The sequence below is a fragment of the Cesiribacter andamanensis AMV16 genome, from assembly GCF_000348925.1.
GTDB classification, from domain to species: domain Bacteria; phylum Bacteroidota; class Bacteroidia; order Cytophagales; family Cyclobacteriaceae; genus Cesiribacter; species Cesiribacter andamanensis.
This window is the reverse complement of record NZ_AODQ01000177.1, coordinates 1-7,171: the sequence shown is the minus strand read 5'-3', so window position 1 is coordinate 7,171 and position 7,171 is coordinate 1. Positions and strand designations below refer to the sequence as shown.

The window sequence follows — 7,171 nt, the reverse complement described above, 5'->3', positions numbered from 1 at the left end:
AGCAGGTTCATCAGGTTGGTGCGGCGCTTGTGGTTGGCGCGGATATCGGCGCTAAAGCAGTGGCCTGGGGCGGATCTACCAGCTGAATCTGCTTGAGAGCTTCCACAATCTTGTAGTAATGCGGATTGCCGGTATGGGGCAGGTTGCCTTCGATCACCTGGCTGAAGTAAGCCACCCCTTCTTCGGGAAAATCCTGGATGTGTTTCTTAAAGAATACCCAGCGGTAATGGTCCCAGATGCGGTCGTTGCGCTGCAGCAGCTGCAGCCCTTCTTCCAGCCGGCCAGCTTTCTCCAGGTACACCAGCAGGGCCTGGGGGTTGTGCTGCTCCAGCAGGCGCTCATAGTCGGCAGTCTGGCCGGGGCGCAGGCTGCTGATCTTCTCCAGCATGCTGCTGCTCGGATACTCAGTAATGGCTTCCTCAAAGGCAGGCGCCAGCTCGCCACCCGCCTTGCCCAGCAGCTCCAGGTACAGCAGGTACACCTGCTCGTCTGAGAAGATAGCCGGATTCTGGTGCAGGCCGCTGCGGATCATGTCAATGGCTTTGCCGGCTGCACCCTGCTCCTTGTACAGGTAGGCCAGCTCCAGCACCCATCCGCTGTCCATATCCTTGAGGTAGAGCAGGATCTGCTCCTTTTCCGCATCCGACAGCAGCGGGCGCACCAGCACATAATACTCCTCGGTAAGGGGTACGGACAGGTCCCGGTAGTCCTTCAGCAGCATGTCTTTTACGGCCGGCAGCTCCCCTTCTTCAAAACTCTCCTGGCTAAGGCCGGCCAGGCTTTCAAATACCTCATAGGCCGTATCGGAGAGGGCATCGTCCAGCTTTTTCAGAAAACGGGTTTTGTCTGCATAGGGCAGCACCCGGATGTAGTGTTCCACCAGGCTGATGAAAGCATCGGGTAGTTCAAAGGACATTTCCTCCTCATCATCGTAGAGGTAGCCCTTGTCAAAGGCTTCTTCTACCTTGCGGATAATGTAGAAGATGAGCGGGCCCAGCTCTTCCTGTAGCTGCTGCTCCAGCCCGGCCAGCCGGCTTACCTGCTTGTGCAGCGCCTCGGTAAAATCCTGCGGGCTGTAGAGCAATTCAGTGTTAGTGAAAAGCTTGCGAATGCCAGCCTCAGCCTTGGTATAGGTGACCTGGGCTTCTGCGTCGGAAGCATGGCGGTTGTGGATCTCCAGCAGAAACTCATCAGGCGCATAGGCCAGCAGGCGCTCTACCAGCTCCTCCCTGGGCAGTTCCAGCAGTTGCTTGTACAATGCACTTCCCTTGCTGCGGCTTTCGCCGATCTCAATGGCACCGGCTTCCTGGCTGGCATAGAGCAGGGTGGCCACCATGTGCTTGCACACTCCCTCTACCGGGCAGTTGCAGCTGGCCTGTACCTCGTCCTGCTGCAGGGCAATGCGCACCGTATAGTCGCGGCTGCCGGCTACATGTGCACTCAGCTCGCTTTTATCAAAATTGTAGGCGGCGTTGCCTACCAGGCCCCAGTCATAATACTGCTGCCCTTTAAAGTAGGTAGCCGAGTCTACCTCCAGCTGAAGATCGGCCGGTTGCAGGCTTTCCAGCAGGCTCTTCAGGTCTTTTCCCGCATTGGTAAATAAGGTATTCATAATCAGGGCATTAAAATAGTTTCAGGCATGAGCCATACTGCTCGCCCGTACAGGGGTAAGCTAGTTAATTTCGGGCAGATGCGGTGGGTATTAGCTCCCTTTCTGCCAGATAATATAGGACCTTTTGCGCCCCTGCCCAGGGGGGGTGCTAGCGCTTCTGAAAAAGGTGGCACAGATCGCCGGCCCTGAACCAGCGGTAGCCATAGGCCTCCAGCTTCAGGTGGTGCTTGCCATCGCTGCCTACTTCGCTTTCCAGATTCACCATCAGGTCAATGAGCTTCACCTCCTCCTTATGCTTAAGGTCCAGCGTCACCTCATGGGCTTTTTCTTCAAAATTGTGCAGAATTACCAGTGAGCTGCCCTGCCAGTTGTAGTGCATGCACAACACCGAAGCCTTGTTGGTCTTCAGGATCTGCCAGTCGCCCCAGCCGATCTCCACACATTCCTGCCGCAGGCGTATGAGGGCCGTCATCCAGTTAAGGATCGAGTCGGGCGTGCGCCGCTCGGTATCTACATTTACATGGGTATAGGCATAAGGCCCTTTGTCGATGATGGGGTGGATTAGTTTTGCGGCCGTAGAAAAGCCTGCCTGCGGATCAGAGGTCCATTGCATGGGGGTACGCACGGCATTGCGCTCTTCCAGCTCCAGGTTATCGCCCATGTTGATCTCATCGCCATAGCGGATCACCGGGGTGCCCGGCAGGGAAAACATCAGGCTGTAGGCCAGCTCAATCTGCTGGCGGTTGCCCAGCATGGTAGCCAGCCGACGGCGAATGCCCCGCTCGTAGAGCTGCATATCTTCCTTAGGGGCAAAGCGGGCAAATACTTTTTGACGCTGCTCGTCGGTGAGGCGGCCCAGGTCAAGCTCATCGTGGTTGCGCAAAAAGTGCGCCCACTGACTGGTATGGGCCGTAACCCGGGTGGCTTCCAGCGCCTCTATGAGAGGGTCTATTTCGGCGGTGGCAAGGGCATAGAACACATACTGGTTTACATAGAAGTTGAACAGCATGTGAATGCAGTCCCCATCCTCCCCAAAATACTCCTTGTTCTCATTAGGTTCTACATTGGCCTCTCCCAGCAGTATGGCATCTCCCCGGCGCCATTGCAGAAAGCGCCTGAACTCCCGCAGGTAATCAAACTGGGGCTCGGGGTTTGCCTCACCGGCTTTTTTGGTTGCCACCAGAAAGGGAACGGCATCTACCCGAAAGCCCGCCACGCCCAGCTCCAGCCAGTAGCCCATAATGCGGCGTATCTCAGCCCGCACCTCAGGATTGTCCATGTTCAGATCGGGCTGAAATTTATAAAAGTGATGGTGGTAATAGGCCTGGGCCTTGCGGTCATAGGTCCAGGTGCTCTCCTGTACGCCGGGAAACACCATGCCCTCGTCCCAATCCTCGGGCCGCTTTTCTGACCACACATACCAGTCCCGGTGTTTGGCATCTTCGCTGCTGCGGGCATCCTGAAACCAGAGGTGCTCATCAGAAGTATGGTTCACCACCAGATCAATGATCACTTTAATACCTCTTTTTTTGGCCTGGTGCATAAATTCCACAAAATTGCCGCTGGAGCCATGGCGGGGATCTACCCCATAGTAGTCTTTGATATCATAGCCATTGTCCTTATTGGGGGTGGGCTGGAAAGGGGCCAGCCAGACGGTGTCCACCCCCAGGGCATGCAGGTAGTCCAGGCGGCGGGTAAGGCCCTCAAAGTCGCCGATACCATCGCCATTCATGTCCATAAAGGTTTCCAGGTCCAGGCTGTAAATGATGGCATTCTTATACCAAAGGTCTTCGATCATAGCAGGCAAGAGATTAGGGTTGTGGCTGACGTTTATGTAGGTAATCCCTTTGGCCTGTGCAGTGTTTTGCCAGCTAGCACAATTGCCCTTATTTTTAGGCAGAGCCCCCTTTCCGGAAGCAGAAAAGCGCGGGAAGTTAGCGGCAGCCCAGGGCTGGCAGCCGCTCTGTTGCGGGCTTAAAAGCGCACGTACAGCTGTAGGCCGGCCAGCTGCCCGTTGGGGAGCATCAGGGGGAGCATGGTGGTGTTGAGCCCCTTGTCCCTGGGCTTTAGTTTGGCGTGCAGCCAGTATACCGTATTGACCGAGAGGATGCCTGCCCCCGCCCCGGCCAGCACATCCGACATCCAGTGGGCATTGTTGAGCACCCGCAAAACTCCGGTTGCACCTGCGATGGAATAGCTGGCCACACTGATCCAGGGACTTTTGTGGCGAAACTCCTTGTCCATGAAAGTGGCAATGGTAAAGGCATAGGCCGTATGGCCTGAGGGAAAGGCATGCGGTTTGCCATTGGGCCGGTCTATGTTGGTGATGGCTTTGGTGGGCCACACCAGGGCGGTGGTAAGTACCCCCGAGCTTACCAGCAGCAGCGTTTGCCGGCCCAGCTCGTGGCGGTTTTGCGATGAAATGATATTGATGCCATAAAGCCCTACCAGGGGGGCCAGCATGGCAAAATCATCGGCATTGGTGCTAAAGTTGGGAAAGGTGCGGCTGCGGTAATCAAACAGATCCTGGCTGCTGAAAAAGCCCCTGCCCTGTATGGTGTAAATGCCGGCGCCGATCAACAGGGCCGAGGGCAGCACGGCCCGCTTGAGGTAGCGCTGGTTAAAGCCCTCCAGGCGCTGGGCATCTGTAAAGGGCTCCTTTTGACCCGGCAGGACAGAATCGGCCGGGATGATGGCGGCAGAATCGGCCGGCTGGCGCGTGGGCTGTTCCTGGCCCAGCAGAGGGCTTGCCCAGAGACTGAGCCAGAGCAGGGGGAGTAAAAAAGGAGGTACTCTCTTCAACCGTAGTTCGTTAGGGTAGCATAGGTCTTTGGTATTCCTACGAAACCCACCCCGGAAGGGGTTACAAATTAAAGATTTCCTAAATATTGCGTTACGGCATTATATACTCATTGTTTTCTTTATAACCCTGTCAGGTCAAAACCTTAAAAAATTCTGCCCGCTCTATTAACGCCCTGCTTTATTCAATAGGATAATCCTCAACACTTTAAGACTGGTCGATCCGGCAATGGGCTTGCTGGCAGCTATTAACAGTATCAAGACAATAAAAGCAGCACCCTTTGATGCTGCTCGTGGTATTTATTCTTTTGCAGGAGGCCCATGATACACTACCTGAATGAGGGTAAGCTTTCCTTCTTTTATGTCAGCCTTGTCGATGATGAAAATAACAGGCTGATGGCGAAACGAAAAGTGAAAAAGATTATTGATCTGCTGCATGCTGCTGTTGCTGAACCACTCGTAAGTTAGAGGTGATATTGTAGAGAGAAATGAACTGTCCTTTTCATAGATACGAACATTGGTCCCAACCCCTGTTTCTACTGCTAATCTTTGTAAAGGTCTGTGAACAAATCGAAGTTCCAGCGTATCATTCTTAGTGATTTTTTTTAGAAAATAGCCACCAATAAATCGCTCTTCTCCGTCAAATTCCACACTTCCTTTTTGAGTGAAGATATTGGGGTGATTTTTATTCTAGAAAGAGATAGACAGTGTCAGAAGGGCCAATTTGTGCCGATCCAATAGTTGAACAAGAACCAAGAATGAAAAGGTTAATTGCATTTATCAGGCTCCATCTGAGAAGCCTCAAGGTAAGCTTTCTGTTTTTTAAGGCTTTCACTATCATTTTCAATCACATTTTTATATTCTAGGGTTTCCTCAAGGCCCTGCCAGGTTAAAGCATGAAAAAATTCCTGCCACTTCCAGTCATACCTTGTTCCATCCAAGGCATATAGCCCTTTGATCATTAGATCTATAAACCGTTGACTGCTCAGCTCAGGGTGCATCTCCCCCAAGGCAGCCGCAATACTCTTTACATAATGATCAGCCATGTATTCATGCTGGTAGTTTTCAGAGTCTAAAGGCGTCATATAGAAAAGGTAATAGCACCAGAGCTCCTCAAAGCTTGTTGGCTCCTCTTTTTTGCAGTCGGGCTCCTGTCCGCTGTTTACCATCTCCTGCCTTTTGCGAAACAACTCCGCACGAATGGCTTCATGCACCAAGGTACGGGCAATCTGCAGATAGCTTCTTCCCAGTGCATTGTGCTTGTTGATCTCTACCTTACTATTGCCTGTAGCATCAGGGGAGTGCACTGGCCGTTTGGCTGAAAAAAAAAGCAGCACCAGTTGATGCTGCTTCTATTTCTATTTATTGCCAGGAGGCCCATGATACACTACCTGAATGAGGGTAAGCTTCCCTTCTTTTATGTCAGCCTTGTCGATGATGAAAATAACAGGCTGATGGCGAAACGAAAAGTGAAAAAGATTATTGATCTGCTGCATGCTGCTGTTGCTGAACCACTCATACATTAGGGGTGATATTGTGGAGAGAAAAGCAGCATCTTTCTTATAAGTTCTCACATCGAAACCCAACCCTTGCGCTAAGGCTTCCTCATGAGTTTTTTGATGCCAGAAAGAAATAGGCACCTTTTTGCCCTCTGCCCCAGGCTTAGCGACTGTAAAATGTATGGAAGTAAGACTATCTCCTTTGTAGACTTGATAGTAAAGTATGCGCTCTATCTGGGGCTGTGCCGAATCCAACAAAATGTAAACTGTATCGGCATTAGCTCCAGAAAACCTCTGAGATTGTGAGGTCTGTGCAGCACATCCTTCTATGAGCCAAAGGCTAATTACACTTACTAACACTAATCTCACCACTTGCGGTAGTATTATAATAGCCATAGATCTCCTTCTTTATTGAGTCATTACCAATCTTTTTATCAAATTCCCCAGTTTCCTCAAGCCCTTGCCAAGCTAAGGCCTCGAAAAAACTTTGCCAATTCCAGGTAAAAGTTGTCACTCTATCTTTTAGCGTCAGCTCCTGTCCTGCCCATCGATCTATAAAAGCTTGACTGCTCAACTCAGGATGCATTTCAGCCAGAGCAGCAGCAATAGTCTTTACATAATGATCAGCCATGTACTCATGGTGAAATTCCTCTGAGTTCGAAGGCGTCTTGTAGTGCAGATAGTAGCACCAGAGTTCCTCAAAACTTGTAGGTTCTGCTGTTCCGCAGGGAGGCTGGCTGCTTTTCATCATCTCTTGCCAAAACCTTACCTCCGGTGAACGAATAGCCTGATAGCTTATCCAAAAGCGCCTGTACAGCAGGCTCTTTCGCTAAAGAGAGCTTGCTAAACTGGGAAATCTCCTGTTCTGCAGGAGTTACTTCTTCCTGTTTTTGGCACGTAAGCAGGAAGCATGAGGCAATGATCAGGAGGAACCGCAACCTGAGCAGGAAAGAAAGTGAATCAGCTTTCACTGGAGAGAAAAGTTAAATTCAATAAAAGAGAAAGCCCAAAATAACTAACGAATACGAATTAACAAATTACATATATCTTTTTTGGCGTACTGATCTTACATTTGAATAGATAATTCGCTTAGGACCAGGCAGCTACCTTATATAAATCTTTCTGAGTAAAAACTATGGCCAATAGCCTCATAACCTCTGAGAATTAATATTTCCTGAGATAATTTTTTTCCAAATAGTACGAACTTGCTTTCCTGGGCAAATAAGGAATGGGTACGCAACACCAACCGAGTGGCTATCTC

8 protein-coding genes are annotated in these 7,171 nt (G+C 51.0%); all 8 read right to left on the bottom strand.

Annotation, left to right across the window (positions count from 1 at the left end):
* Positions 1-10: 10 nt before the first annotated feature.
* Positions 11-1,612 carry an SWIM zinc finger family protein gene (locus ADICEAN_RS19590; protein ID WP_009197404.1) on the bottom strand — a complete coding sequence of 534 codons (1,602 nt, stop codon included), beginning with the start codon at positions 1,610-1,612 and terminating at the stop codon, positions 11-13.
* 148 nt (positions 1,613-1,760) lie between these two features.
* Positions 1,761-3,410 (bottom strand): alpha-amylase family protein, encoded by a 1,650-nt coding sequence (locus ADICEAN_RS19585; RefSeq protein ID WP_009197403.1) that lies wholly within the window; start codon positions 3,408-3,410, stop codon positions 1,761-1,763.
* Between the two features lie 176 nt (positions 3,411-3,586).
* Positions 3,587-4,414, bottom strand: coding sequence for a phosphatase PAP2 family protein (locus tag ADICEAN_RS19580; protein ID WP_009197402.1), 828 nt, complete (start codon positions 4,412-4,414; stop codon positions 3,587-3,589).
* A 297-nt stretch (positions 4,415-4,711) separates the two neighbouring features.
* On the bottom strand, positions 4,712-5,062 hold the full coding sequence (locus ADICEAN_RS22440; protein WP_009197401.1) for a hypothetical protein: 351 nt from the start codon (positions 5,060-5,062) through the stop codon (positions 4,712-4,714).
* Positions 5,063-5,178: 116 nt separating this feature from the next.
* Positions 5,179-5,748 (bottom strand): hypothetical protein, encoded by a 570-nt coding sequence (locus ADICEAN_RS19575; protein ID WP_040398426.1) that lies wholly within the window; start codon positions 5,746-5,748, stop codon positions 5,179-5,181.
* Positions 5,749-5,769: 21 nt separating this feature from the next.
* Complete coding sequence (locus ADICEAN_RS19570) at positions 5,770-6,279, bottom strand: hypothetical protein (protein WP_161622739.1); 510 nt, start codon at positions 6,277-6,279, stop codon at positions 5,770-5,772.
* Positions 6,251-6,541 carry a hypothetical protein gene (locus ADICEAN_RS19565; protein WP_040398422.1) on the bottom strand — a complete coding sequence of 97 codons (291 nt, stop codon included), beginning with the start codon at positions 6,539-6,541 and terminating at the stop codon, positions 6,251-6,253. The genes ADICEAN_RS19570 and ADICEAN_RS19565 overlap by 29 nt, the downstream gene beginning before the upstream one ends.
* A 67-nt stretch (positions 6,542-6,608) precedes the next feature.
* Positions 6,609-6,881 (bottom strand): hypothetical protein, encoded by a 273-nt coding sequence (locus ADICEAN_RS19560; protein ID WP_152426533.1) that lies wholly within the window; start codon positions 6,879-6,881, stop codon positions 6,609-6,611.
* Positions 6,882-7,171 lie beyond the last annotated feature (290 nt).

What these genes read in the sequence shown, in the direction of transcription:
- ADICEAN_RS19590 (WP_009197404.1), bottom strand. Translation starts at nt 1,612, where the DNA reads ATGAATACCTTATTTACCAATGCGGGAAAAGACCTGAAGAGCCTGCTG.
- ADICEAN_RS19585 (WP_009197403.1), bottom strand. Translation starts at nt 3,410, where the DNA reads ATGATCGAAGACCTTTGGTATAAGAATGCCATCATTTACAGCCTGGAC.
- ADICEAN_RS19565 (WP_040398422.1), bottom strand. Translation starts at nt 6,541, where the DNA reads ATGGCTGATCATTATGTAAAGACTATTGCTGCTGCTCTGGCTGAAATG.